Source organism: Gracilimonas sp., from assembly GCF_040218225.1.
Taxonomy (GTDB): Bacteria; Bacteroidota; Rhodothermia; order Balneolales; family Balneolaceae; genus Gracilimonas.
In genome coordinates this window covers 529,539-554,815 of sequence record NZ_JAVJQO010000008.1, presented here as the reverse complement: position 1 = coordinate 554,815, position 25,277 = coordinate 529,539, and the positions used below count along the sequence as shown (strand labels likewise).

Below are 25,277 nucleotides of genomic sequence, written 5' to 3'. Positions count from 1 at the left end.
ATTTTGATTAGAGCTACACAGCAGAGCGGTGGTACAAAACTAGGTTCGATGTTAACCTCGTTACGGTGCTCAGCTCCGTAATGCCTGCCCGAGGCTCTGCCTCAAATTACCAGTCGTTCCTCTAACGCGTTAACATCCCACTCTATCCTGAGGCAGAGCCTCGCATAGGGGTTCCGCAGCGTAGCGGCGGAACCAGTACCTCAAAAAAAATGTAAGGAATTCCCTCGAAACGGCTCTAACTAAAGTAAAAAGAGCTTAAAATGGGAAGAAGCAGATACAAATTTCACGAAGAGTATTATCCATATTTTATTACAAGTACCATAGTTCACGGACTTCCTCTATTTATGGATGCAAGGATATCAAATATTATACTTGATGCACTTACATATGCCCAGGATGTAAATAAAGTTGTGCTACATGGATATGTAATAATGCCCAATCACATTCACTTAGTAGTAGAAGGAGAGCAACTGTCTGCCCGGCTCAGGGCGTTCAAATCATATACTGCTCGAAGTATTATTAACTATCTGAAAGCAAATAATAAGACAAGAACACTGTCTCATCTCAAGTCTGGGAAACTTGACAATCATAAAGACAGTGAGTTTCAGGTGTGGCAAGAAGGGTTCCATCCCAAGCAGATTTCAACGTCAAAAATGATGGAGCAAAAGATAAACTATATACACCACAATCCTGTTAAATCAGGCTTTGTTGAGTCTCCGCTTCATTGGCGGTATTCCTCTGCATTAAATTACGAGGGTGATGATGGGGTGATTCCGGTTACTTTGTTCAATGGGTGAATTGCTTAGGTGAGGCAGAGCCTCTGTATTGGGGTTCCGCTGCGGAGCGGCGGAACCAGTATTAAACGTTCGCCATTCGATGTTCCTTGTTCGATGTTCTACTGAGTTTCCGATTTCCGGGATTTAGCAATCGTACGACTGATGATAATCACCGGAATAATGCCTACCAGTACAATCATCAAAGCGGCCCCGGCTGATTCGGCCAATCGTTCATCCGAAGCATATCGGTACACCTGCACAGCCAGGGTGTCGAAATTGAAAGGACGGACGATCAGCGTGGCGGGGAGTTCTTTCATCACATCTACGAATACCAGTAATCCCGCTGTCAGTAATCCTCCCGACATCATCGGGATATGTATTTTCCTGAGTACTTTGGTGAAGGTATATCCCATTCCGCGTGCAGCTTCATCCATGTTTGGGGTGATTTTCTCCATGCTGGCTTCAACCCCTCCAAACGAAACCGACAGAAAGCGAACGAGGTAAGCAAACACCATGGCAAAGATCGTCCCGCTAAGAAGAAGCCCGGTCGAAAAGCCGAGGTTTTCTCTAAAGAACGCATCCACAGAATTATCAAAAAGCCCAAAGGGGATAAGGACTCCAACAGCAATCACTGAACCAGGAATAGCGTATCCCAGTGAACTGATTCTGTTGAATAATTTGACGGATTTGGTTGGATTTAGTCTTGCCGAATAAGCCATAATCAGGGCAATGGCAACGGCAAGGAATCCCGTAATCGCAGAAACGGAGAAAGAATTAAAGGCAAGTTCCAGAAATTGAAAATCGAGGTAATTCAGGTTCGAGAAAAACATCTCGAGTAAAAGTATCACTGGCAGGATGAAGCCAAAAAGAACGGGCAGGAAGCAAGCAGTAAAAGCAGCCCATGATTTAAAGCCCTTTAACTTGAACCGATTGAGTCTTTTAAAGCGACTTGAATTGGCTTTTTCATTACTGATCTTATTTCGTGACCAACGTTCAAGGATCAATAGCACGACAATAAATGCCATAAGGAAAGCGGCAAGCTGAGCAGCGGCGGGACGTTCGCCCAGCCCAAACCAGGTACGATAAATACCGGTGGTAAACGTCTGAACACCGAAATACTGGACGGTTCCAAAGTCGTTCAGGGTTTCCATCAGTGCTAGCGCAAGTCCGGCGGCAATACCGGGACGCGCTACCGGGAGTGCTACTTTAAAGAAACTTTGCCAGGTAGAATATCCCATGATACGACTGGCTTCGAGGAGTGAGGTTGATTGTTCCAGAAAAGAAGATCTTGCCAGCATATAAACGTAAGGATAGAATGCCAGCGACATAATTAAAATGGCCCCTTCAATGGAGCGGATATTTGGAAACCAGTAGGCATCAATTCCCAACCCAAAAAGATTACGAATGGTGGTTTGCAGCGGGCCGGCTATATCCAGAAAGTCGGTATAGATATAGGCCATCAGGTAAGCCGGAATGGCAAAGGGCAGAATAGAAGCCCATTCAAAGGTTTTTCGTCCGGGAAATTCACACATGGTTATAAGCCAGGCAGATGAGACGCCCAGTACAATCACCCCAAAAGAAACTCCCGCAATCAGTAAAAGGGAGTTCTGTATATAATCGCTGAGGACGGTTTCAGCTAAATGGCTCCAGATCTCACCCGAAGGTGTAAAAACAGAAAATACCACAGTTAGGATAGGGACAGAGATCAACAAAGCGATGACCATACTGAAAAGGGTCCACTTAGGTGATTTTTGACGGATTTTAGGAGAATCCGGTCGTAAGTTTTGAATAGTCGTATGTAGCGCTTTTAGCATGCCTTAAGATACGCTTCTCTTAGCTTTTATCAGATGAGATTCCGAATTCATTTTTTAAGACGGACTGGGCTGCATTATAACCGCACATTCCGTGAACGCCGCCACCGGGTGGAGTAGACGAAGAGCAAATATACAGTCCATTTCCCGGAATTTTATAGGGATCCCACTTCAAAACCGGCCGTCCAAAAAGTTGTTTGAAAAACTGTGCTCCGCCGTTTATGTCACCACCGACATAATTGGGATTATATTGTTCAAATCCCTCAGCAGTGATGGTTTTTTTACTGATAATGATATCCTTAAAACCGGGTGCAAATCGCTCAATCTGATTTTCTATGATGTCCGTCATGTCTTTTGTAGAACCGTTAGGGACGTGGCAATAGGCCCAGAGCGTATGTTTTCCTTCCGGAGCACGGGTATCATCAAATAGGCTGGGCTGTGATAAAAGCACGTAGGGTTTGTCGTGATGTCGTCCTTCCCAAACGGCTTTTTCTCCCTCGGCTATTTCGGAAAAAATCCCGCCAAGATGAAGCGTACCTGCTTTTCTGCATTCCTCATTTTGCCAGGGTACCGGTTCTGATAATGCCCAATCCACTTTAAAAGCTCCGGGGCCGTATTCATATCTTCGGAGTTTATCCCGGTAATTTTTGGGAAGCTGATCACCGGCAATGTCAACGATCTGATGTGGAGTTAAGTCAAACAGGATAGTTTTAGAAGAGGGGATATCAGCCAATGATTTTACTTCTACATTGGTCTGAATTTTACCTCCTTGCTCTTCTAATAATGCAGCAAGAGCATTGGTTACGGAAGCAGAACCCCCTTTGGCAATGGGCCATCCTACAGAATGAGCAGAGCTTCCAAGAACCAGACCAAAGGAGGCGCTAAAAGCTTTTTCCAAAGGAATGATACTGTGAGCCGCACATCCGGCAAACAAAGCTTTTGTTTTATCAGATTTAAATAGTGAATTTCCTAAATGTTTGGCCGAAAATTGCCCATACCAGCCAAATCGGGCCATTAAAAGCGGATGCTTGGGAATCCTCAGTGTTCCAAAAATATCTTCAGACAGGTACTTCCAGTGATTCACAAATTCACCAAAAAGCTTGGTGTAGTTCTTATGGTCAACACCTAAAGACTCCGCGGTTTTTTCCAGAGAGCGATAACAAACAGCTGCATCTCCGTCATCCAATGGATGAGCGTAAGGAATATCGGGCTGAATAAATTCAAGCCCGTATTTTTTAAGGTTAAGTGAATTTAAGAAAGGGGAACCGGCCGTTGTAGGGAGAACAGCGGCGCAAATATCATGCAAAAAGCCAGGCTCGGTGATTTCCTGTGTTCGGGTACCGCCGCCAATGGTTGGTTTGGCTTCCAGCACCAGCACTTTTAATCCTTCCTGTGAAAGCCGAACTGCTGCGCTTAGCCCATTGGGGCCCGATCCAACAATAACAGCATCATATTCAGGATTGTGTGCAGGCAATGTCTATGGGTTTGCTCTTTCTTCAGCTAATTTTAAAGCATCGTAGGCATTTATAATACCACCGGTAGCGGAAAGTTCAGAAAAGTGAATGGGTTCATCGGTTCCGGGCTTATAAACTACCTGGTCTACTTTAGTGACCGTTTGCAGAATAATTTCCTTTACGTCTGTAGCAGAAAGTTCAGGGTAGTACGACATAATTAAAGCTGCCACACCAGCTACAACAGGAGAGGCCATGCTGGTTCCGCTTTCCATTTTATACTCATTGTTTGGGTAGGTGGAATACACATCCACACCGGGAGCAAAAAGGTCGACGGTTTCCTTTCCGTAGTTACTAAAGCTCGCAACCAGTGTAGAATCTGATTCCCATGAGGTAGCCCCTACACTCAGGTAGTTTTTAGCGAAACCTCCATTTTCATAGAATCGGGTAGGGTAGGAGTCGGTGCTATCCACATTGTCACTGCCGTTTCCAGATCCTGATACCATCAGAACTCCAACACTGTCAGCGTATTGAATGGCACTATCCACATAAAACTTTTGAGGGGAGTATCCTTTACCAAAACTCATATTTATGACTTTAGCTCCATTTTCGGCAGCATAGCGAATGGCGTTAGCTACATCCTTATCCCTTTCATCACCGTCGGGCACGGTTCGTAAAATCATCAATTCGATATCAGCAATTCCCGTTGCGCCCAGGTTATTATCCCGGATGGCTCCTACAATTCCGGCTACATGAGTACCATGCTCACTGCTTGGGCCAATCACATCATTGTTCCCATAAAAGCGGTTGCTGAGGTCGTCATAATCATCACCGACGATATCACGGGGATTAAAATCCGGATTCAACCCATAGTTAGCCAAGCCCTGTACATGCTCGTAATACTCTTCCAGATCCTGTATATCTGATTCCGCAGCGCCATTGCTTTTCAGGTAGTTCATGATTTGTTTGGCTTGCTGAATCTGTTGGGTGTCGCTTGATTTAATCTCCAGATCTTCTGCGGTTAGCGAATCAATATTGGTAACCCCTAAAGCCTGCTTGGCAAACATTATAGCCTGCCGTGACTGACCAACCTGCGCAAGCTCACGATCATTTTGTTCTTTACGGCGTTCGAAAGCAGCTTTTATTTCCTGATAATATTCAAACTCATCCTGGTTTTCTTCAGCAACTGAGTCTTCACTCATTCCCGCATATTTGTCGCTAAGCTTTGCGTAAAGGCGGGTCACTTCATACGTATCCTTATCTATGTGGGTGCTATCCGGACCACCAATGAAATTCCAGCCGTAAATATCATCTATATATCCATTTCCGTCATCATCGGCACTGTTGCCCCGGATTTCATCTTCATTAACCCACACATTTTCCTGCAGGTCTTCATGATAGATATCGGTACCTGAATCGATGATTGCTACAATTACTTTTTGTTTGGGCGATTTACCAGCCAATAGTTCTGAATAGGCGGTTTCAACACCGGTTCCATAATAAGGAGCAGCATTGGCAGGGGTAAGATGCCAGGTTTCAGTAGCTGTGATTTCTTCCACTTCGGTTTCGGAAGTCATTTCCGTTTCTGTTTCTGAATCAGCTGAAGACTTGGTTTCGGAAGTTGATTTGGTGCTGGCACAGCTAATGGAAAAAAGTGTGACAAGCAGAAGGGTGAAGAGCTTGGATGTGAGATTCATATAATAGTTTAGCGCTAGTAATTAAATTTTGAAGTTATAATGATCAGGAAGTCTTTTTCATTCTTAAGATCAGAGTATCTGCAACAACCGTTGACCCGATAATAAACGTTAATACAATGATACTCGCAACAGGTTCCCAGATGATGAACCCTCCGAATGTACCTAATACAGCCCCTAAATACTGAATGTACTGGAGCTGGTCGTTACTGGCGTTTTTGATGAGGTTTTCAAGTTTCTTTTCATCATACTGACGCAAGTTATCTTCTACCAAAGCGTGCACGTCAAGCTGATTGATGAGCTTGTATAAAAGGTTTGTTACCATCTCTTCAATAACGGTACCATGTTCATCCAGTTTGTCGGGAAGGTCATCCAGAAATATATCCATTTTATTAAGCCCGTTTTCGATACCTGTAGGAAGTTTAACCAGCGCACTTTCCACTAAGTCCTGCATCTCACGTCCTTTTAAAAAGCTATAGGCTTTGATAGCCACTTTCTCGAAAGAGTTTTCGTCGATGGCGTCGTCAATCTGTTGAATGAGTTTTTTTGCAATAGAGGAACGTACTTCAGGGTCCGCAATCATTTCATCTACATAACTTACAACCAGCGCCTTCAGATTATCCCGGAATTCGGGATCATCAATGATATTTCTTACGTAGACAGTGGCTTTTTCCCTGTATTTGGTAATGGCCTGGGATTCGTGAATTTTTCGCTTAATGATTTCCGGGTTGATGAGGTCTTCCGAAACAGCACGGGCCAGCCGGTAGGCAATACGGTCTTTTTGTGCGGGTATAAGTCCCTGGCCGAGAATAGGCCGTTTATGTGTAGGCCGGAATAACATGGTGATAGCCAGCCAGTTTGTAAGGAAACCAATCAGGCCGCTAATACTGATGATCCTCAGAAGCCCTTCAAAAGAAAAAGAGAGGCCAAATAGCTCTGCAGACATTCCGTTGAAATCCCAGAAAAAAGAAGTAATGAAGACCGCTAACAACAGATATGGAACGGCAAAGAGCAGGTTCATCAGCCAACGGTGCTCTGTAACTTTTTTTGGCGGAATAGCAAGTTCGCCCTTTTTTTCGGGCAGGGTTGAGTGTTTGTCTACCTGGGTGCGGATGAGCTCCCAAAGCTGGGAACCGTATTGTTTGCTCCGCTCTTTTATGATATCTGTATTGTCCTGTTTATTCATCCGAAGTTTTGGACTGATGTACGCAGAAATTGCCTATTTGTTGGCTTCGGCAAGTGCCAAATATTTATTTTCAAGCTCAGTCATTGTCGATTTTTCTTTTTCTGAAGAATCCTCATATCCGATTAAGTGAAGCAGACCGTGAATGAAAATTCGCTGAAATTCTCGTTCAACGGGCTCTTTGAATTCCGCTGATTGTTCTATTATCCGCGGAGCACAACAAAAAAGGGTGCCTTCAATAGCCTTGTTATTTTTTTCTTCTGAACCGTCATCATAACGAAATGAAATTATATCGGTTACATAATAGCGATTCAAATGCTCTTTATTGATTCGCACAATTTCCTGTTCATCTACATAAACAAGTTCGATCAATGCGAAATCAGCTTCTTCATGCTTCGATATAATATTCAGGATAGACTCAGCTTTGGATTGGCTGAGCGGAATCTTCTCATCGCTTTCATTAAAAAGTTGAAGGATGGACGATTCAGTTTTCAAGATGGATGATTTAGAAGGTGAAATCGTCGTCCATAGACTCGGTGAGGGAGAGGGCAATACCGCACATCATCATGTCCTCAGGAAGCTGGGTAAAGTCGCCACTTAGAATAGAGTTATCTACGTTGGCATATAAACTACAGCCGGCTGTTTTCTCAACAATGAGTCCGGATGTTTTATTACCTGATTTCCCGAAAAAGGTAACCTGCTGAAGCATTTCACTTGCTACAAAAGCGGTACAGTTGTGAAGTTGCAGGAAGGTATTGTAAGCATAAACAGAAACCATGTTCATCTGCTCATCACTAACGTCCAGCCCAAGATGAATTTCGAGGGCTAGTTTCCGTGGTTCTTCTTCATTTTTAACTTCAAACCTGAACACATCATTGCCTAATGGTTTTGGCTTGGTTCCCAAGACCTTACCGATGGCATCAATATTTTCTTTTGTAAACTGGTGAATCATAGCTGGCTATTTAATTGTCCCGAAATATACGGCACCTTCTCATAATATTAAATGAAAGAGTTAATCGATTCCATAGCGTTGAATTTCCTGTTCGCTGGCTTGTTTAGACGCTGGCATTGGAGGGAAGTTGCTGCCCATAAGCATATTGACTTCCTCTGCCAGTACATTAGCTTCTTCTGTATTGCCACCCTGGAAGAAAGTGTATTGTACTAATACCAGGGATTGACGAGCTGTACGTACAGCTGTTAAATATTGTTGTGCATCAGAATTTAACTGCTGCAACTGTGGCCGGATTTCTCGCTGTGTGCGAATATCTCCGCGCGACTGTGCACTCTGCAGCTGCTGATTTAACTCATTAAATTCGGCTTCGATGTTTGAAAAGCGATTCAGATTTTTCTCTAAATCTTCTTTAATGCCTTCAATTGCAGTTCCGGACAGGCGCATGGCATCATCATGTAGATCTACCTGCGAGTACCTTACGGCATAAAGCAGTTTAAGCGACTCATTGGTTTCAGAAGGGCGGAAAGGTATTTTCTCTTCACCCCATTTCATCCAATACTGCGCACTATCCAGTTTACCTTCTTCACGATAAGTCATTGCCAGCGACATAAAGTTGAAGCGGTAGTTGCTGAGCATTCTGCGGATATTTTCATCAAAATAAACATCCGGGTTATTCCATTCACGGAATTTGAAATTCTCGATACGATCAGTAAAAATCTTCGGATTGATATGTCCGTCACGTCCTGCACCGAAATTTTTAGGTACTACGCGGTAAGCTTTGCCTTCGGTTCGGAAATAATCCTGAAGGTTGAGCTGACTTTCGCTGGAAACAGTATTTGCAAAATAAACAGGTCGGAGCCAGTTATTGTTTTGCAGAATATCCAGAATTAACCGGTCTTGTACCTGAAGGTAATAGATGCGATCACCCTGTTGGTTTTGGCCATAGAAACGCCCGTTCATTCTCCAGCTAACAACATCATCAAGTGAATCTACAGGCATTTCAAAATCAACGCCTTTTTGGAGGATAGGGAGTGAAGTATCTGGCTTGACGCCTATAGCTTCCTTGTATTTCATGTCTTCGGAGAATGCATTTCTAAGCATCTCTTTATCAACTGGAATTGTAACGTCCTGAGGTTGCCATTGGCTGATACCTGCTGTTACGCGTTCCACTTCTTCATCAGAAAGAGAAATCGGGAGCGGAGCTGATTCATGTGACCACTGATCCCTCAGCTGTCTTATATACCAGTCCGTATTCAAAAGGCTTAGACAAACAATACGCACATCGGTACGAATTCCTTCCACTTCTTGTGCATACCAAAGAGGGAAGGTATCATTATCTCCGTTCGTAAATATGATCGCATTAGGTGCCACAGACTCCAGCAGGTTGCGGGCATAATCTGGGGCTACATATCGGTTGCTGCGGTCATGGTCGTCCCAGTTTTGATAACCCATCCAGACAGGCGAGGCCAGCAGACATAAGACAACGGCAGCATATCCCAATATTCGATTGTTGGCATATTGTTTTATGAGTTCAATGATGCCGGTTACACCCAGCCCAAGCCAAATCGAAAAGGCAAAGAAGGAGCCTACATAGGCATAATCCCGCTCACGCGGCTGATATGGGGGTTGATTCAGGAACACAATAATCGCCAACCCCGTGACAATAAAGAGTGCGAGTATGGCAAGTGCTCTTCTCCAGTCTGAACTGAAGTGGAAGATCATTCCAAATAACCCTAACAGAAAAGGAATAAAGAAATAAGCGTTACTGGCAGGATTATCCGGGTAAGCAGGTTCATTGAAGCCAGACCGCCAACCGGTATCTTGTATATCTGCTTCCCGCCCTATGAAGTTCCAGTTGAAATAACGGATGTACATATGGTTAACCTGGTAATCCCAAAAGAATGCCCAGTCAGAATTGTAGCGGCCGTAATAGTCAAGGTGGTTCGGGGCAGGGGAATAACGACGAGGGAAAAACTCTTCTTCAGAACGATCAATTTGACCGGTTTGGTCGTCGTAATTATTTCCTTTTAAAATAGGAGTGGCACCGTACTGTTCACGCTTCAGGTAACTGATAAAAGCTTCCACCGTTTCAGGATCGTTCTCATCAATCGGAGGGTCTGCAATTGACCTGATCATGATAACTGAGTATGAAGAAAATCCGATCAAAATCATCGCATAACTGATAGCAATAATATTGGCTATACGCATTTTATGTTTGTGCGTGTAATAAATGGCATAAGCTACAGCAGCCATAAAGAGAAAGATGAACAACATAGGCCCAATCAATCCATAAGTTGCTTCATCTACTCCATTAGCAAGGGTGGGAAGCATCTGAATGGTAAATGGATAAACTGAGAAAAAGGCAATTATGGCTCCAACACCCATCAGCAAGAAAGATTTCCATTCAAACTCTTTCAGCTTGAAGTATACAATCAGAGCCACAAAGAACAAGGCGAGCAGGTTCAACAAGTGAACCCCGATGGCGATACCAAACATATAGGCAATGAGTACCAGCCATCGTTCATTGTATTGCTGATCGAAGTTTTCGGCCCATTTCAATGCCATCCAAACTACAATAGAAGTGAAGAACATGGACATGGCATAAACTTCGGCTTCAACGGCGCTGAACCAAAACGTATCGGTAACAGCAAACGTCAGTGCTCCGACCAAAGCTCCGCCGTACATTCCAATCTTGTCCATCATTTCCATGGAATCCGGATTTCCTTTCCATTCGCGGACCAGGCGAACTACAATCAGGTACAAAAACATCACGGTAAGAGCGGAGGTAAGAGCACTTATAAAGTTGATGCTAACGGCAATGTATTCCGTAGGCATAAACATAGAAAAAATTCGTCCCACAATAGAATAGAAGGGAGCACCCGGTGGGTGATTTACCTGAAGACCGTGGGCTACGGCTATGAATTCACCGGCATCCCAGAAACTGGCAGTGGGTGCAAGCGTCAGCGTATAAATAACAAGTGAAACAATAAAGGTAAAAAGAGCGAGATATCTGTTGGTCGTTTTATGATCTGAAAGCATGTAAAATTGGTTAGCTGCTCAAAAAAGTTTTTGGATATTCGTTGATAACATTTTATGATAGGCTCGCAATTATAAGCACAGCCTTATACTAATCAAAATGTAAGATACATAAGAATTTAAACTTCTCGCAGCTAAAACGGGAAAGTTCGAATCGTATTTTCAACTTTAAATATTTTTGCATGTCAGCGAATACAAAAGAACGGTTTTCTTCTAAGCTAGGGTTGATCTTGAGTGTGCTCGGTATCGCCATTGGAACGGGTAATATCTGGCGGTTTCCCCGCATAGCTGCTCAGAATGGTGGAGAAGAAGGAGCCGGAGCATTTTTGTTTGCCTGGATTTGCTTTCTGATCCTCTGGTCTATCCCCCTCATCATCGCTGAATATGGAATGGGACGCAATGGAAGAAAAGGTGTTGTTGGTTCTTTCGTGGAATTGATTGGAGAGAAAAAAGGCTGGCTGGGTGGTTTTGTAGGTTTTGTAGCTACCGCTATTATGTTTTATTACAGTGTGGTTGCAGGATGGTGCCTATACTATTTGATTACCAGCGTCACCGAAGCCTTACCGGCAAACCTTCAGCAGGCTAATGCGATTTGGGAGGGATTTCAGGGTTCCAGCTGGCCACTTATCGCTCATGCCTTTGTGATGAGTGTGGGAGGATTTATCGTTATTAAGGGAATTTCGTCTATCGAGAAAGTAAATAAGGTGCTGATACCATCTTTATTATTAGTGTTAATTGTTTCACTGTTTAAGGCTTTATCTCTGGAAGGCAGCGGACTTGGAATCGAATATCTGTTCACGCCGGACTGGTCAACGTTGAAGAAGCCGGAAATATGGCTGGAAGCTCTCACTCAGAATGCCTGGGATACCGGCGCTGCCTGGGGTTTGATCCTTACTTATGCGGCTTATATGCGTAAAACGGATGATGTCACTATAAGTGCCTTCCAGACCGGAATAGGAAATAACATGGTATCGTTGTTAGCTGCCATTATTATCTTTTCTACCGTATTTGGAACCCTGAGCCCACAAATGGGCAGCGGTGAAATTCTGGAAGTGATGAAGACCTCCGGCCCTGCTTCAACCGGTCTAACTTTTATATGGATGCCTCAGCTTTTTGCGACTATGGGAGGCGGCGGAATATTTGCGATTCTATTTTTCCTCGGATTAACTTTTGCAGCCTTCAGCTCATTGATCTCCATGATCGAGCTCGCCGTAAAAGTATTTGTGGATATGGGAGCTGAACGAAAAAGAGCCACGCTGATCATTTGTGCTGCAGGATTTGGCTTCGGGATACCATCTGCCCTAAACCTGACCTTCTTTGCCAATCAGGATTTTGTATGGGGAGTGGGATTGATGGTTTCAGGAGCTCTGATTTCCTATGCCGTTATTAAATATGGAACCCAAAAATTCCGTAATGAGCTTATCAATACAGAAGAACGCTCTGCTACTTTAGGCCCATGGTGGGAAATTATTATCAAGTATGTAGTGCCTATTGAAGTAGTAACGCTACTGGGATGGTGGATGTATCTTTCTGCTACCTCTTACGCACCTGATACCTGGTATAATCCGCTAAGTCCATTTTCCGTGATGACGGTTGTGCTGCAATGGGGACTTGCACTTTTATTGGTGTGGTTCTTCCGCAAGCGATTGATGGGCAGAAAAAAAGAGGCATAAAAAAGCTCCGATGCAGAGCACCGGAGCCGGATTATAAAAGACAGTAAGTAATCTGAATTTTATTTAGGTAATACAACCGCGTCAATAACATGAATCACACCATTTGATTGATAGACATCGTAGGTGGTGATGTTTGCAGTATTTCCATTCTCATCCTTCAATACCACATTAGACATTCCATTCATGGTTGCCATAAGCCTGGCGCCATTTACCGTAGTGAAAGTGGCCGTACCTTTTCCTTTTTTGATAGCCTTTTGAATAGCTTTTGCATCCAGTTTTCCGGCTACCACATGATAGGTAAGCACACCCGTTAGTTGGTCTTTATTTTCAGGTTTAAGTAATGTTTGAACGGTTCCTTCCGGGAGATTTTCAAACGCATCATTGGTAGGAGCGAAAACTGTAAAGGGTCCATCAGATGAAAGTGTTTCCACTAAGTCAGCCGCTTTTACGGCTGCTACTAATGTGGTATGTGCCTCAGAATTAACAGCATTTTCCACTATAGTCCTCGAGGGATACATGGCTTCTCCACCAACCATAACGGTGTTTTGAGCAAATACTGAAGCGCTGATGAATAAAAATGATAACAGGGTAAGAATTGATTTCTTCATGATGATGAATATTCAGTTAATTGTTATTTCATTCATCAATCAATACGCTGACTTTCTGAAACCGGATTGATTCAGTTAAAAAATTAAACCCCGACGCTTGGCCGGGGTTTTAGATCAGCTTAGTTCGTTTCTTGTGATTCGTCTTGCTTTTTATTTCTCATCTTGTCGATAGCAATTGGAATTGCAAAAAGTGAGAAGGCTATTACTACAACGATAATTGAAAATAAATCTATTTCCATCTTGATATAATTTTGTGTGAAATCGATTGTCATGAGCAAAGCTTAGCTCTGATAGCTCATGATTTTGAAAAAGCGATACAGCCATAGACCTGGCTGTAAATCAAGATGATTTATAGAAAAGAGTGGAAGGGGAAAAGCAGCTTTTTGATGGTCTGACTTCCATCGATCAGTTCAGAGAACTCAAAATAGATGGAATCGGGTGTACTCCTGAAAGTATTCAGCCAGGAGGAGGAATCAAGTGATTTGCGATCTTCTTCGGTGTTAGACTCGGGTAATCTGTCCCTGAAGTTAAACCCGCTTTCACCTGAAGCAGGAGATGAAAACAAAACAGCCTGACCGGATGGCCATGTAGACTCAAAATCAAAATCCTGTGTCTGCTGTATTTCAGCTTCGGATGACTTCTGCAGTGATTCAGCGGAGAGCTGTACGCTTCCGCCAAGCAGTAGCAGAAGTAAGTGGATAAGCAAGAAACGTCTTGTTTTCATAGAACTAAAAATACGAAACTGGTCGATCAAAAGCGTCAAAAGAAAATGGGGAAGACAAAAAAGTTACAGGTCATAGCCAATGTTTGATTGCCTGATGGGAATCCACACTTCTTCCTCAGCATCCGGGTCGGTGGGATCGTAATCCTCATCCATAATTTCAAAATGAGGCCGGTTATCCAGTTCGTAGAATGAATTTGGCAACCATTCGGTATGAATATACCGGCTGGTTTTAGGGAAATCGGAGGGGAGTCCTTTATGAATAAAAACCGCATATTTACCTCCAATCAGTGTATATGACTCCAAACCTTCAGGCAATTCGTCACCAAAGCCATCTACCTCAACCGCAGCCCATTTTTCGAATCGGGTCTTGGGATTGAAATCTTCGAACTTGAGATCTTCACTAAAAATCTGGACAGAATATAAACCTGATCCTGTATTGTTCCGGATGTTTTTTACTTCCGGATGAAAAGATTTCCAAAGCTCAGCTGTTTTGTTTTCTTCAAGGCTGGTTTGAATGTGCTTGCCAATGAGTTTTATATCTGAAATAGTGACGATGCGAGGTTCCTGCATAATGTCTATGATTTTGGAGTGAGTGTAGAGGTAAACGACAGACAGGTATCTATCCAAAACTTTAAATCGGGGTCTTTTTGCAGACCTTCAGGTGAAACATAAATCATACCCGTCATGGCACGTCCGGTAAAATCCATTTTCCGGGCATGTGGTTTCGTCAGGTATTCATCATATTGAACGGGGCCAACTCTTGCCATCAGTTCATTCTTCAAAACGCCAACCAGCATATGACCTGAAACCATGAAGCAGAGCCCTCCAAACATTTTCTTCTCTACAACATTGTTTTGATCATGCAGCAAGTTCCGCACCCGTTCTGCCAAACCCTCATCAAAAGCCATGTCTGCTTATTAAATTACTAACCTGAATGGAATTAGCGGAATTAATAGGTTATAAACAAGAGGTAAAAGCAGGCACCATGTTGCGTTTCGAAGCCAGTCCTATTCATGTATGAGTTTCAATCCGACAATACCTATGAGAATCAGGCTGATAAAGAAAAACCTGGCAGCAGTGGCGGGTTCATCAAATAAATAAATGCCGAGAATGACAGTTCCGATTGCTCCGATGCCGGTCCATATGGTGTAAGCAGTTCCAATGGGTAAATTTTTCAAAGCAACGCCCAATAAGGTAATGCTTACAATCATGGAGACTCCGGTAAAAACAGAAGGCCAGAATTTGGTAAAGCCTTCGGTATACTTAAGTCCAATTGCCCAGCCTATTTCAAATAAACCGGCAACCAATAAATAAATCCAGGACATGATATTATATATTTGCTGAGGCCGTCCTCATTGTGGGAAAGAGCGGTAAGGTCGTCCTTACTTCAGGTGTAGAATAAAAGATACCCGGTTCGTGATGGATGTACAATTGAAGAAAGAGAATATTGCAAAAGGAAGGATTCAATGATGTTGAGTCTTGTTACTATAGGTAATACCATTAAGAGTGTTTACGGAAAAGCGGTCCCGGTAGTTTGTAGGCGTCAATCCTGTATAACGCTTGAATAGTTTACGAAAGAAGTTCACGTCCTCATAACCAACTTTCCGGCTCACCTCCCGGACTCTTTTGAGGTCATTTTCAAGCAAATGCCTGGCTGCATTAATACGCAATTGCTGTATATAGCTGATCGGAGTTTCACCGGTTGCTGCTTTAAAACGGCGCATGAAATTACGCTGACTCATATTGGTTCGTTCTGCCAGGTCGGCTACTTTGATATCTTCACTGTAACTCTTGAACAGCCATTCCTGCAGGTCTCGAATTTTTTCATCCTCATGATTAATTTGAGGGGTTTCTGCTGTATAACCAGCTTGCCAAACACGGGGGGTCCTAACTAAAAGGGCTCTTGCTGTTTGCATTGCAATCTGATGGCCACAATATTTCTCCACTAAATACAGACATAAATCTACTCCGCTGTAAACTCCGCCACTGCAGAAAACCCGGTCATTTTCTGTGATATAACGTTCAGGTTGCCAATTCACTTTTGGATAACGATTTCTGCATTCTTCCACCAAAGCCCAATGTGTTGTAGCCGGTCGTCCATCTAAAAGCTTTGCTTCGGCAAGCTGAACGACGCCGGAGCAAACACCGGCTATAGCGGTACCATTCTCATAGGCTTTTTGAAGGAGGGAAGGGAGTTTGGCATTTCTCCGGCATTCTGTATCGAGGTCACCTCCCCCTGCGGAAACAACTATCAAGTCCGGGGAATCTATTTCATTGATAGAATAATCGGGATCTAACTTCAGGGTCGATAACGTTTGAACACTTTTACCCGTCAGTGAAGCTGTTCTGACATTAAATTTTCGTTTTCCCTCTTTGCCCTGTAAGGTTTCATACAGATAACCTGCACTACTCAATATTTCTACCGGTGTGACGGCTGTTGAAGGGGTTCCGCCTTCCAAAAAAATAACTGCGACATCAAGCATATAGTTAGTTTTGGCAAAATCACCCTGCTAATAAGTCAACTCTGCCTCTTTTCTAAGTTCTGATGAACACACATATTAGCCATACGAACATGAATCATCAAACATAAAGACGAATAAGACTATGCCAAAATATGTAATTAAGCGCGATATACCCGGAATAGGAAGCATGACAAAAGAAGAATTGCAAGAGGTAGCCATACATTCAAATAAGGTGTTGAATGAGCTCGGCCCGGATATACAATGGCTTCATAGCTATGTTAGAGAGAATGGAACACACTGCGTCTATATTGCCAAGAATGAAGAAATCATTCATGAACATGCAGAACGAAGCGGAGCATCGGTGGTTGAAATTACTGAGGTTAAAACCATGATCGATCCCACAAACGAAGAGGATTAGCTGGTATCATTTGAATTATACCTCATTTAGGGAAGTCCCGCTTCGCATAACGGTAACAGCTGCTTACAACCTTTTCTGCCAATACCCCACATCCAGCCATTGCCCGAATTTGAAGCCTATTTCTTTGAAATGAGCCACTTTCTCCATCCCAAACTTTTCGTGGAGGGCGATGCTGGCATCATTCGGTAAGGTGATGCCGCCAATGGCAAGATGAATGTTCTTCTTTTGAAGTTCAGTGAATAATGCCTGATAGAGTTTGGTTCCCCAGCCGTTTCCCTGTTTATTGTGATCAACATAAACAGATATTTCCACCGAATGCCGGTATGCTGAGCGCTCTTTCCATTTGGTGGCATAAGCATAACCCACAATCTCTTTTTGAACTTCAGCCACCAGCCAGGGGAGTCCGGCTGATTCTACTTTGTTAATCCTGGAAGCAATATCCTCTGCTTTGACTTCATCTTCTTCAAAAGTGACGGTCGTTTCCCTGATGTAGTAGTTGTAGATGTTCGTGATTTCAGGGATGTCTTTGGGTTGAACGGGGCGGATCATTACGTACAGGTAAAACGGTATGAGAAAATTATTCCATAGAATTAGCAAAATTAATTCTATACATACAAGAGGCGAAGGTCTCAGCCAGATGCATCCCAAAGGTATAATGATTACCATTACTTCCATGAGTAAACAAAACCCAAATCGATCTAAAAAGCCCTGGCCCACCAAAGATGCCATGGAGCAGGTGTATCAAAAGAATCTGTGGGGTGGAGAGAATATGGATTTTTATTCCGGAACCGGTTCGCATCATCCGGAGTTGGTTGAACCTTACGTAGAGGCTGTGGCTTCTTTTTTGCGTTCTTTTGAAGAACCCCTGGTGGTTTGTGATCTGGGATGTGGCGACTTCAACGTAGGGAAGGAGCTGGTAAAGCATACAAAGAAGTATGTGGCGGTAGATATCGTAGCTGATCTCATTGAACGAAACAGAAAGAAGTTCAATGCCGACCATCTGGAATTCCGTTGCCTGGATATTGCCGAAGATGATTGGCCGCCTGGAGATTGTGTGATCCTGAGACAGGTTTTGCAGCATCTGTCGAATGCGGAGATTCAGCGTATTGTGAGTAAGCTGTGTAACTATGAGTATATCATTTTAACCGAGCACCTGCCCGAAGGCGATTTTGAACCCAATAAAAATATTATTTCAGGTCAGGGAACCCGGCTCAAAAAGAGGAGCGGGGTTAATTTACTGGCACCACCGTTTAACCTTCGGGTTAAGAAAGAAGAACAATGGTTGGTTGTTCCCGCAAAGGAATGGAGAGGAGTTGTGGTGACTACGCTTTACAGAATGTAGGCCAGCTGCTCAGGATGACAACTTAAAGGGGAAAGAGTCATCCTGAGGATACTTCCGAAGGATCTTAACCGGAAAACAGTTAGCTCTCGTTCCCAACATCCCTGTTGGGAACGCCCGCCCGGACCTCCCGGTCCTGATTTAGAATTATTTTGTAAGGAGTTCCATTCTTTGCCTTCTAACTGGTAAAAAAGAAACAATGGGACGAAGCCGATACAAATTTTATGAATCACACTACCCGTACTTTGTCAGCAGTACCTTATTGGAAGAGCTTCCGCTATTTTCAAAACCTCAAGTTGCTCAGGTATTACTTGAACAGTTTATGGTGCTGCAAAATATGAGGTCAGTGAAGGTATATGCGTATGTAATCATGCCTGATCACTTTCATGCGGTGGTACAGGGGAGCAATTATCAAAAAAGCTCAGGCTTACAAAATCCTATGCTGCGCGGCAGATACTGGAGGCGTTAAAGCGGAATGGACATTCCCGGTGGTTGCAGAAGTTGAAAGAATGCAAACGGTCTTATAAAAGACACCGCACCTATCAAGTGTGGGAAGAGGGGCTACATCCAAAGCAACTCAGTACGACAGAGATGATGGCCCAGAAGATTGAATACATTCATCAGAATCCTGTAAAGGCGGGTTGGGTGAATGCTCCGGATGACTGGAGGTATTCATCTGCAGGAAATTACCTGGGCCGGGAGGGCTTGATTCCGGTTACCATATTTGCTGGTTGATGGTGTGTTTAGCTTACATGCTTTTGCGGGGTGGACCGGGTGGTCCACTATAGCATTCCCAACAGGGTTGTTGGGAATGAGGGGAAAGGCTGGTTATATCTCCCTCAATCTACGAGTTCGACTCTAAGTTTCTTTCCAAATGCTTTGGCATACTTCTCAAGAGTGGACAGGCGAATATCCTCCGCATGATTTTCAATTCGGGATACGGCGGTCTTTTTGGTATTTAACTGCTGAGCTACTTCATCCTGAGTAAGCCCCGCTTTTTCCCGGGCTTGTTTCAGAAGCACACCAATTTTAAAATTTCGGAATCCTTCTTCATATCCTTCGGCAAAATCGGGATCTGATTTTTTTCTTTCACTGATATATGCTTGAAGATCACTCATCTTATGTTCCTCCTTTACGAGATAGATAATCGGCTTTTCGCTGTTCAGCTACCTCGATTTCCTGTTTAGGTGTTTTTTGTGATTTTTTAGAAAATCCATTCGTTAGTATGACAAACGCATCATCATCTATAAAACCAAGCAAACGAAAACTATGTGATCCAATTCGTGCCCGAACTTCCCAAATATCATCGGTACTTTTGAGCTTTTTAAAATATTGAACGGGAACCTGGTCTAATTTTTCTACTAACTCAAGAACCCAAGTAACCTTTTGAGCGTGTTTGGATGGCAATGAATCCAAAAACTCTTTAACCGGAACTTTGCCATACTGAGTTTTATAAAATTTGATTTCTTTCACTGAAGAAATGTTAACAATTATGTTAACTTAATCAAGCACTATTTATTGTGGGGAGGGAGGCATAACGGTTTGGCAAATAAGCGGCGCGGGGATTATAATTTTATTGAAGTAGCAAAATTAATTCCTGGCAATCAAGTTTCATCGAATCCCGTCCGTGTCCGATTTAAAACACATTGTTAGCCACCAATTTTATTTTACAAAGATAAATTTTCGAGTCAATTGTTTACCTGACGTAGTTAATCTATAAATGTATAATCCACTTGATAAATTGCTCGCATCAAATTGTACTGAGTGTTTACCGCCTGTCTTTGTCTGATCGAGCAGCGTAGAAACCAATTGTCCGGTAGAATTGAAAACTTCTAATTTCACGTGACTGCTTTGCGGAAGTGTAAACTGTATATTTGTAGAGGGATTGAATGGATTGGGATAGTTTTGATGGAGAACTACTGAGCCAGGAATTTCAATTGCTTTCTGATCAGCTACAGATACGGTGATACCATTTTTATAAACAGCAATACCTCCGTCAGTACCCACCCAAACATCCCCGTTATCATCAATTGCAATTGATTTAATATTGTTGTCCGGTAAGCCAGAATTGGAATGATTGAAAACCTGCCATTGATTGTCCTCCGTTATCCGAACCAACCCATTTCCGGTGCCAACCCATAAGCTATTGTTAACATCAATGGTGGTTGTATTTATCCAGTCATTGGGTAATTCCGAATTTGAAGACCTGTAAATCTGCCAATCGGTACCATTATAAAAACCTAACCCATCCCCACCAAATCCGTGGCCAGGCATGCCCTGAGTAAGGCCTACCCAAATATTACCAATACTATCCGATGTGATAGAGCTGATAAGACCTTGCGTGGCTGATTCCCCGTAATTCCCTTCATGCCAATCTAACCCATCAAAATGAGCCAGTCCATAAGTGGTACCTGCCCAGATTATATCATCTACACCTGTTGCTATAATATTTATATCACCCATCGAAATGTTTGTATTCTCTTCATTATAATATGTCCACTCTCCATCCTTCAGTCGTGCTATACTACCGTGTGTTGCTATCCATTTCGTATCCTTGTCATCAACCGCAATTGAGGAGACAAAATTATAAAGGAAACCGGAGTTGTCAGAATTGTATGTCTGCCAGTTTTCTCCATCAAAATGATTCAGACCGTTTTCTGTACCAATCCACAGATCATCTTGCTGATCTGTAGCTATCGCTTGTACATAATCGTCGGCCAAACCGGAATTTGTGGTTGTATATTGGTGCCAGGTAGAATTATCGAAATGTATCAACCCATTTACAATACCAACCGCGCCTGTGCTAATCCATTTATCTCCACTTTGATCTATTACCATATTTCTTATTTCATTAGAAGGCAGACCGGAGTTAGAGGTTACCGGAGATATCCAATTTGATCCATCAAATCGGTTTAGCCCATTGCGAATTGTTCCGGACCATAGATCTCCATTACTGTCTATTAATAGTGAATAGATAAGATCTCCAGACAACCCGGAATTTGAAGGATCAAAAACCTGCCACCCATTTTCTTCAAATTTGGCTACTCCGCCACCCCAAGTGCCAAACCATTTTATGTTATCTTTTATAAGAATTTTTCTTACGGTATTATGGGGTAGTCCTGAATTATCTGTTTTAAAGATCTCCCAGCTTTCCCCATTATATTTGGCTAAGCCACTGCCCGTGCCAACCCACACTTGTTGTTCACTATCGAAATCAATCGATAAAATTAAATTATTTGGCAATTCACTGTTCTCTGAATTGTAGACCTGCCACTGTACATCATCAAACATAACCAGTCCACTGGCACCTATCCATTTTTCATTGCTTTGATTAATAGCTATTTCAGCGATATCATTTCCAGGTAAAGCTGAATTCTCACTATTATAAATAATCCACTCTGAATCATTGTAATGAGCCAAACCATTCCTTGTAGCTATCCATTTATCCCCATTCGTTTCAATCGCAATTTCTCTAACGTGGTTATGCGGCAGCCCTGAATTTGATGTATCAAACACCTGCCATTCTCCATTATTGATTAACACCAATCCCCGTTCAGTGCCAACCCATAAATCACCATTTTCATTGTATGTTAAAGCCCATATTGTGTTACCGGGCAGATCAGAATTTGAGACATTGTAGAAAATTGTTTCATCATCTGATTTATTGATTTCGACCAACCCACCATTCGTACCAATCCAATAACTATTTTCAGTCTCGACTATATCTCTTATTTCGTTACCATTGGTATAATTTATCCAATCATTGCTTTGTGCAAACCCGGTACAGTGGAAGCCTATTAGAAAAAAAATTGTGATCCATATTTTCATATCAGCCTAAACTAATTTAGAAGACTTTGGCTTGTGCCAACTAAGTTAATGAAAGAAAAGTTGGCTAACATATTATTATCCGAACGAGGGTATTGTTAGGGCGAATGAGCCGAAACCGCCATTACGCGCTTTCCTGCTCCTTCTTGTTCGTATAATGTGATTTTGGGATGTTATCCGAACCGTCGTTCGCCTAATATCCGGTTTTATAATAAGCTAAGGTGCGAAAATTCTTTCTAAAAGTACAAACCCATTATTTACAAGTGGCTGAACGGTAAAGGAGTAGGGTAATGAGCATGCCTTTATAGGTAGGCGCTTTCGCCCAGAATGACGATGGTGAAGCCGTAAGAGAAAGCTAATCTGAAGTCATCCCGCGACGAATGCCCGGGATCTGGTTGTATTACAAGGGTAGAAGCATATACATACTACCGGATTCCTGCCTTCGCAGGAATGACGGACTATTTATCCAAATGATACCGCAGCGCCATTTGGATGCAAATTCGAAGTTCTTTTTCAGGGAGTTCGGTATCGACTGGTAAAAGAATGGCGCGGTTTCCCTCAAACTTCAGCTCATCACCAAACATGCTTCGGTAGGTTTCAATTAAAGAGGTATTACAGCTTACATACATCCCAATCTGATCCGGGCTTTTCTCCTTCCAGTCTATGCGCACGGTGGTTCCGCTCTTGGGTCGCTTGGTAAGGTAAGCCGGCTCACTCCATTTCAGCGTTTCCTCCACTTCACCCACGCCCTCCGTGCTACCGGCCACCTCATAAATCAGCCCCCGCAACCGCTCCATCTTCGACCTGATGTGCTCCGGGTACGCCTCAAATTTACTCCTAACCTTTGCATCCATAACTAAGCCATAACTTGTTTACTGTTTACTGGTTACTGGTTACTGGTTACTGGTTACTGGTTACTGGTCAATCTTCCCAAACTCATACTCCTTCGGCGGATCCACACCTTTCAGATGCTCCACAAAATAATCCCATCGCCGTCTCATCATATAATCCTCGCTGTAATAGCCGTGTCCGCGGTTCGGAAACATGATCATATCAAAGTCTTTGTTAGCTTCAATCAGGGCGTTTACGACCAGCAGTGTGTTGTAAGGAGGGACGTTGCTGTCGAGCGTACCATGGGTGATCAGCAGCTTACCTTCCAGGCTGTCCGTCAGTAATTGGTTAGCCTGATTGTCGTAGTTGGTGGACTGATCGTCAGTAGCTCCATCAATATTGGTGGCTTTGAGCAGTCCCTGCCATTTCTCTCCCCATGGATCGGCATAGTTTCGGTTGTCATGGTTACCGGCGCCTGAAACGGCGACATCATAGAAACCGGGATAAGCGAAAAGGGCACGGGTAGAGGCAAACCCACCTCCGGAATGTCCGAAAATCCCCACACGGCTGATATCCATCCAGGAATGACGCTCTCCAAGCTGTTCAATCATGGTGATTTGATCGGGCAGACCATTATCACCCATGTTGCCATAATAAAAGTCATGAAATTCTTTAGAGCGACCCGGCGTGCCCATGGCATCCACTTCAACCACAATAAAGCCGAGTTCTGCCAGGGCTTGCTTGTCAGAACGGGCGGCACGGAAAGAGCGACTGCCAACACTTCCGGTTTGTGGTCCGGGATAAAGATAGTTCAGCACGGGATAGGACTCCGAAGAGCTGAAATTGGAAGGCTTATACATCAATCCGTATAAATCGGTTTCTCCATCCCGGGCTTTTACGGAAAAGGGAACAGGAGGTACCCAGCCATGCGCCTGAAGTTCAGAAATGTCAGCCGATGCAAGTTCAACCAGCACCTCACCATCCATGTTTCGGATAACAGAGGTCGGAGGAGTGCTTGGGGTGGACCGGGTATCCACAAAGTAGTTTCCGGATTCAGAGACTTCGATTTCATGGTGTGCTTCTTCAGGAGATAAGAGACGGAGATCGGTTCCATCAAAATTCACTTTATAGAAATATTCAAAATACGGATCGCCTTCCTCACGTACCGCACCCGTGAAATAGATAGTTCGGGAGTCTTCATCCACGTGACGAACCTGATTCACATTCCAGTCGCCGGAGGTAATCTGGTTTTTGAGTTTTCCGGTTTGAAGGTCATAGAGGTATAAATGGCCCCAGTTATCCCGCTGCGAATACCAAATCACCTCATTGCTTTCATGCAGCACGTGCCAGTTTATCATGTCATTGCCGGATTCAAAGAAGGTGTCTGTTTCTTCTTTTAGGACTGATTGAACCCGGCCGGTATTAGGGTTGGCCGTTTGTAAATGTACATCCTGGTGATCACGGGACACCGATACAAAAGCCAGCGTGTTACTGTCGTTGCTCCATTCATTGTCCAGAAAGTTTCCTCCCCAGTCTGCAATATGATCCGTGATGGTAGATCGTTGAGGGTCAGGATCTTTCTGAAGCCTGACTACTTTTGGGGTAGGTTCCAGATTTATAACCACACGGTGAATGCGAAAGATGACGCTGTCGCCTGGAAGGGGATATTTCCATTGTTCCAGCTCGGGATGACCTACTTTTGTGGAGGCCAAATACATTTCTCCAACACCACGGGCATCCTGCTGGAAGGTGGAAATCCGTTTCGAGTCGGGTGACCATAACACTACGGGCCCGTCTCTTTTCACCCATCCGGCATTGTTGGTGGCGTAGCCAAAGTTCTCACGGCCATCATAGGTAAGCTGAGTAACCCGACCGGTTTCAAGATTCCGCATAAAGAGGTTATGCCCCCTGATAAACACCGATTTCTTTCTATCGGGAGAAACCGATTCATTCCAATAGTTTCGTACTTCATCGCGGGTGACTTCGCAATCGTAGCCTGTGAGTTCACATCGATACTCTTTGCCATCCGCAGAAAAGGTGATGGCCTCGCCATTGTCGGTAAAGTCAAAACTCCTGAAAGGGAGGTCAAGTGATTCCACCTCCTTGTTCATCATGCCGGATAGAATATCGGCGAGACGGTCGTGATCAAAAGCTCTTTCCACGGTTGCAGCACTTGGATTTGCAACCATGAACTCGGTTCCATCAGCCAAAGAATGCCGATAAATAAGGCGGTCATCATCCAGCCATTCCTCACCGGCAATGGTTCCGTGAACCAAGTCATTGGTATGACCCGAAAGCATTTTTTCGGCTCTTTGGTAGTCTTCTTCAGAAACTTTTTCGGAGTAAATCTTGCAGCCGGATGTCATCAGAATTAACGAGAAAAGGATCACAAAAAGGGATGCAGAGCTTTTGGTAGAGAATCGCATAAGAAATCAGGTTATTTTATTTAGTGTTGCGAATATAGAGAATAGTGAGACTTCTTCAAGTAAAAGGT

Annotated in this window: 25 protein-coding genes; 6 read left to right on the top strand and 19 right to left on the bottom strand. The window is 43.5% G+C overall.

Annotated features, from left to right (window positions below; all coding sequences use genetic code 11):
* Nucleotides 1–260 precede the first annotated feature (260 nt).
* Complete coding sequence (locus RIB15_RS13775; protein WP_350202746.1) at nucleotides 261–797, top strand: REP-associated tyrosine transposase; 537 nt, start codon at nucleotides 261–263, stop codon at nucleotides 795–797.
* 98 nt (nucleotides 798–895) lie between these two features.
* On the opposite strand, the gene RIB15_RS13770 is transcribed toward RIB15_RS13775, so the two are convergent.
* Genes RIB15_RS13770 through RIB15_RS13740 form a run of 7 tightly spaced genes read right to left on the bottom strand, consistent with a single transcriptional unit; the run spans nucleotide 896 to nucleotide 10,906 of the window.
* Nucleotides 896–2,590: an ABC transporter permease gene (locus RIB15_RS13770; protein ID WP_350202745.1), complete on the bottom strand. Its 1,695-nt coding sequence runs from the start codon at nucleotides 2,588–2,590 to the stop codon at nucleotides 896–898.
* Nucleotides 2,591–2,609: 19 nt separating this feature from the next.
* Nucleotides 2,610–4,061 carry a phytoene desaturase family protein gene (locus tag RIB15_RS13765; protein ID WP_350202744.1) on the bottom strand — a complete coding sequence of 484 codons (1,452 nt, stop codon included), beginning with the start codon at nucleotides 4,059–4,061 and terminating at the stop codon, nucleotides 2,610–2,612.
* A gap of 3 nt (nucleotides 4,062–4,064) precedes the next feature.
* Nucleotides 4,065–5,735, bottom strand: a complete 1,671-nt coding sequence (locus tag RIB15_RS13760) for a S8 family serine peptidase (protein ID WP_350202743.1) — start codon at nucleotides 5,733–5,735, stop codon at nucleotides 4,065–4,067.
* 43 nt (nucleotides 5,736–5,778) lie between these two features.
* The gene (locus tag RIB15_RS13755; RefSeq protein ID WP_350202742.1) at nucleotides 5,779–6,918 is read right to left on the bottom strand and encodes a DUF445 domain-containing protein; all 1,140 of its coding nucleotides are present in this window, start codon (nucleotides 6,916–6,918) and stop codon (nucleotides 5,779–5,781) included.
* A 33-nt stretch (nucleotides 6,919–6,951) separates the two neighbouring features.
* Nucleotides 6,952–7,410, bottom strand: coding sequence for an rRNA maturation RNase YbeY (ybeY, locus tag RIB15_RS13750; protein WP_350202741.1), 459 nt, complete (start codon nucleotides 7,408–7,410; stop codon nucleotides 6,952–6,954).
* A 10-nt stretch (nucleotides 7,411–7,420) separates the two neighbouring features.
* Nucleotides 7,421–7,867 carry a hypothetical protein gene (locus RIB15_RS13745; RefSeq protein WP_350202740.1) on the bottom strand — a complete coding sequence of 149 codons (447 nt, stop codon included), beginning with the start codon at nucleotides 7,865–7,867 and terminating at the stop codon, nucleotides 7,421–7,423.
* Nucleotides 7,868–7,927: 60 nt separating this feature from the next.
* Nucleotides 7,928–10,906: a protein O-mannosyl-transferase family gene (locus RIB15_RS13740; protein ID WP_350202739.1), complete on the bottom strand. Its 2,979-nt coding sequence runs from the start codon at nucleotides 10,904–10,906 to the stop codon at nucleotides 7,928–7,930.
* 179 nt (nucleotides 10,907–11,085) lie between these two features.
* Here RIB15_RS13740 and RIB15_RS13735 point away from each other — a divergent pair, with 179 nt between their 5' ends.
* Nucleotides 11,086–12,576 carry a sodium-dependent transporter gene (locus RIB15_RS13735; protein WP_350202738.1) on the top strand — a complete coding sequence of 497 codons (1,491 nt, stop codon included), beginning with the start codon at nucleotides 11,086–11,088 and terminating at the stop codon, nucleotides 12,574–12,576.
* Nucleotides 12,577–12,635: 59 nt separating this feature from the next.
* Here the strand turns inward: RIB15_RS13735 and RIB15_RS13730 are convergent, their stop codons facing one another.
* From RIB15_RS13730 to RIB15_RS13705, 6 genes are all read right to left on the bottom strand, one after another.
* Entirely contained in the window at nucleotides 12,636–13,184 is a 549-nt protein-coding gene (locus RIB15_RS13730; RefSeq protein WP_350202737.1) for a fasciclin domain-containing protein, read from the bottom strand.
* A 349-nt stretch (nucleotides 13,185–13,533) separates the two neighbouring features.
* Complete coding sequence (locus RIB15_RS13725) at nucleotides 13,534–13,908, bottom strand: hypothetical protein (RefSeq protein ID WP_350202736.1); 375 nt, start codon at nucleotides 13,906–13,908, stop codon at nucleotides 13,534–13,536.
* A gap of 63 nt (nucleotides 13,909–13,971) precedes the next feature.
* Nucleotides 13,972–14,478: a GyrI-like domain-containing protein gene (locus RIB15_RS13720; protein ID WP_350202735.1), complete on the bottom strand. Its 507-nt coding sequence runs from the start codon at nucleotides 14,476–14,478 to the stop codon at nucleotides 13,972–13,974.
* A 5-nt stretch (nucleotides 14,479–14,483) separates the two neighbouring features.
* The gene (locus tag RIB15_RS13715; RefSeq protein WP_350202734.1) at nucleotides 14,484–14,816 is read right to left on the bottom strand and encodes a TfoX/Sxy family protein; all 333 of its coding nucleotides are present in this window, start codon (nucleotides 14,814–14,816) and stop codon (nucleotides 14,484–14,486) included.
* A gap of 99 nt (nucleotides 14,817–14,915) precedes the next feature.
* Nucleotides 14,916–15,233: a quaternary ammonium compound efflux SMR transporter SugE gene (gene sugE, locus RIB15_RS13710; protein WP_350202733.1), complete on the bottom strand. Its 318-nt coding sequence runs from the start codon at nucleotides 15,231–15,233 to the stop codon at nucleotides 14,916–14,918.
* A gap of 138 nt (nucleotides 15,234–15,371) precedes the next feature.
* Complete coding sequence (locus RIB15_RS13705; protein WP_350202732.1) at nucleotides 15,372–16,391, bottom strand: GlxA family transcriptional regulator; 1,020 nt, start codon at nucleotides 16,389–16,391, stop codon at nucleotides 15,372–15,374.
* Nucleotides 16,392–16,512: 121 nt separating this feature from the next.
* Between RIB15_RS13705 and RIB15_RS13700 the strand changes: the two genes are divergently transcribed.
* On the top strand, nucleotides 16,513–16,788 hold the full coding sequence (locus RIB15_RS13700; RefSeq protein ID WP_350202731.1) for a DUF4242 domain-containing protein: 276 nt from the start codon (nucleotides 16,513–16,515) through the stop codon (nucleotides 16,786–16,788).
* Between the two features lie 63 nt (nucleotides 16,789–16,851).
* Here the strand turns inward: RIB15_RS13700 and RIB15_RS13695 are convergent, their stop codons facing one another.
* Nucleotides 16,852–17,337, bottom strand: coding sequence for an arsinothricin resistance N-acetyltransferase ArsN1 family B (locus tag RIB15_RS13695; protein ID WP_350202730.1), 486 nt, complete (start codon nucleotides 17,335–17,337; stop codon nucleotides 16,852–16,854).
* Nucleotides 17,338–17,443: 106 nt separating this feature from the next.
* On the opposite strand from RIB15_RS13695, the gene RIB15_RS13690 reads away from it, so the two are divergent.
* From RIB15_RS13690 to RIB15_RS13680, 3 genes are all read left to right on the top strand, one after another.
* Nucleotides 17,444–18,130, top strand: a complete 687-nt coding sequence (locus RIB15_RS13690) for a class I SAM-dependent methyltransferase (protein WP_502881380.1) — start codon at nucleotides 17,444–17,446, stop codon at nucleotides 18,128–18,130.
* Nucleotides 18,131–18,326: 196 nt separating this feature from the next.
* Nucleotides 18,327–18,596 carry a hypothetical protein gene (locus tag RIB15_RS13685; RefSeq protein WP_350202729.1) on the top strand — a complete coding sequence of 90 codons (270 nt, stop codon included), beginning with the start codon at nucleotides 18,327–18,329 and terminating at the stop codon, nucleotides 18,594–18,596.
* Nucleotides 18,597–18,628: 32 nt separating this feature from the next.
* Entirely contained in the window at nucleotides 18,629–18,862 is a 234-nt protein-coding gene (locus RIB15_RS13680) for a hypothetical protein (protein ID WP_350202728.1), read from the top strand.
* 104 nt (nucleotides 18,863–18,966) lie between these two features.
* Here RIB15_RS13680 and RIB15_RS13675 read toward each other — a convergent pair whose 3' ends face one another.
* The 5 genes from RIB15_RS13675 to RIB15_RS13655 form a co-directional block, all read right to left on the bottom strand.
* Nucleotides 18,967–19,245, bottom strand: a complete 279-nt coding sequence (locus RIB15_RS13675) for a helix-turn-helix domain-containing protein (protein ID WP_350202727.1) — start codon at nucleotides 19,243–19,245, stop codon at nucleotides 18,967–18,969.
* Between the two features lies 1 nt (nucleotide 19,246).
* Nucleotides 19,247–19,600 carry a type II toxin-antitoxin system RelE/ParE family toxin gene (locus RIB15_RS13670; protein WP_350202726.1) on the bottom strand — a complete coding sequence of 118 codons (354 nt, stop codon included), beginning with the start codon at nucleotides 19,598–19,600 and terminating at the stop codon, nucleotides 19,247–19,249.
* 189 nt (nucleotides 19,601–19,789) lie between these two features.
* Nucleotides 19,790–21,955, bottom strand: a complete 2,166-nt coding sequence (locus RIB15_RS13665; protein WP_350202725.1) for a Periplasmic ligand-binding sensor domain-containing protein — start codon at nucleotides 21,953–21,955, stop codon at nucleotides 19,790–19,792.
* A 455-nt stretch (nucleotides 21,956–22,410) separates the two neighbouring features.
* A complete protein-coding gene (locus RIB15_RS13660) occupies nucleotides 22,411–22,806 on the bottom strand; it encodes a DUF1801 domain-containing protein (RefSeq protein ID WP_350202724.1) in 396 nt (131 codons plus the stop codon).
* 60 nt (nucleotides 22,807–22,866) lie between these two features.
* Entirely contained in the window at nucleotides 22,867–25,209 is a 2,343-nt protein-coding gene (locus tag RIB15_RS13655; RefSeq protein ID WP_350202723.1) for a S9 family peptidase, read from the bottom strand.
* Between the last annotated feature and the right edge of the window lie 68 nt (nucleotides 25,210–25,277).

Bases quoted from the DNA above. Each gene is read 5' to 3' on its own strand.
- RIB15_RS13735 (WP_350202738.1), top strand. From the start codon at position 11,086: ATGTCAGCGAATACAAAAGAACGGTTTTCTTCTAAGCTAGGGTTGATC.
- RIB15_RS13695 (WP_350202730.1), bottom strand. From the start codon at position 17,337: ATGATCCGCCCCGTTCAACCCAAAGACATCCCTGAAATCACGAACATC.
- RIB15_RS13760 (WP_350202743.1), bottom strand. From the start codon at position 5,735: ATGAATCTCACATCCAAGCTCTTCACCCTTCTGCTTGTCACACTTTTT.
- RIB15_RS13725 (WP_350202736.1), bottom strand. From the start codon at position 13,908: ATGAAAACAAGACGTTTCTTGCTTATCCACTTACTTCTGCTACTGCTT.
- RIB15_RS13705 (WP_350202732.1), bottom strand. From the start codon at position 16,391: ATGCTTGATGTCGCAGTTATTTTTTTGGAAGGCGGAACCCCTTCAACA.
- sugE (WP_350202733.1), bottom strand. From the start codon at position 15,233: ATGTCCTGGATTTATTTATTGGTTGCCGGTTTATTTGAAATAGGCTGG.
- RIB15_RS13745 (WP_350202740.1), bottom strand. From the start codon at position 7,867: ATGATTCACCAGTTTACAAAAGAAAATATTGATGCCATCGGTAAGGTC.
- RIB15_RS13675 (WP_350202727.1), bottom strand. From the start codon at position 19,245: ATGAGTGATCTTCAAGCATATATCAGTGAAAGAAAAAAATCAGATCCC.
- RIB15_RS13775 (WP_350202746.1), top strand. From the start codon at position 261: ATGGGAAGAAGCAGATACAAATTTCACGAAGAGTATTATCCATATTTT.
- RIB15_RS13730 (WP_350202737.1), bottom strand. From the start codon at position 13,184: ATGAAGAAATCAATTCTTACCCTGTTATCATTTTTATTCATCAGCGCT.
- RIB15_RS13720 (WP_350202735.1), bottom strand. From the start codon at position 14,478: ATGCAGGAACCTCGCATCGTCACTATTTCAGATATAAAACTCATTGGC.
- RIB15_RS13665 (WP_350202725.1), bottom strand. From the start codon at position 21,955: ATGAAAATATGGATCACAATTTTTTTTCTAATAGGCTTCCACTGTACC.
- RIB15_RS13685 (WP_350202729.1), top strand. From the start codon at position 18,327: ATGGGACGAAGCCGATACAAATTTTATGAATCACACTACCCGTACTTT.
- RIB15_RS13655 (WP_350202723.1), bottom strand. From the start codon at position 25,209: ATGCGATTCTCTACCAAAAGCTCTGCATCCCTTTTTGTGATCCTTTTC.
- RIB15_RS13660 (WP_350202724.1), bottom strand. From the start codon at position 22,806: ATGGATGCAAAGGTTAGGAGTAAATTTGAGGCGTACCCGGAGCACATC.
- RIB15_RS13700 (WP_350202731.1), top strand. From the start codon at position 16,513: ATGCCAAAATATGTAATTAAGCGCGATATACCCGGAATAGGAAGCATG.
- RIB15_RS13770 (WP_350202745.1), bottom strand. From the start codon at position 2,590: ATGCTAAAAGCGCTACATACGACTATTCAAAACTTACGACCGGATTCT.
- RIB15_RS13690 (WP_502881380.1), top strand. From the start codon at position 17,444: ATGATTACCATTACTTCCATGAGTAAACAAAACCCAAATCGATCTAAA.
- RIB15_RS13715 (WP_350202734.1), bottom strand. From the start codon at position 14,816: ATGGCTTTTGATGAGGGTTTGGCAGAACGGGTGCGGAACTTGCTGCAT.
- RIB15_RS13755 (WP_350202742.1), bottom strand. From the start codon at position 6,918: ATGAATAAACAGGACAATACAGATATCATAAAAGAGCGGAGCAAACAA.
- RIB15_RS13740 (WP_350202739.1), bottom strand. From the start codon at position 10,906: ATGCTTTCAGATCATAAAACGACCAACAGATATCTCGCTCTTTTTACC.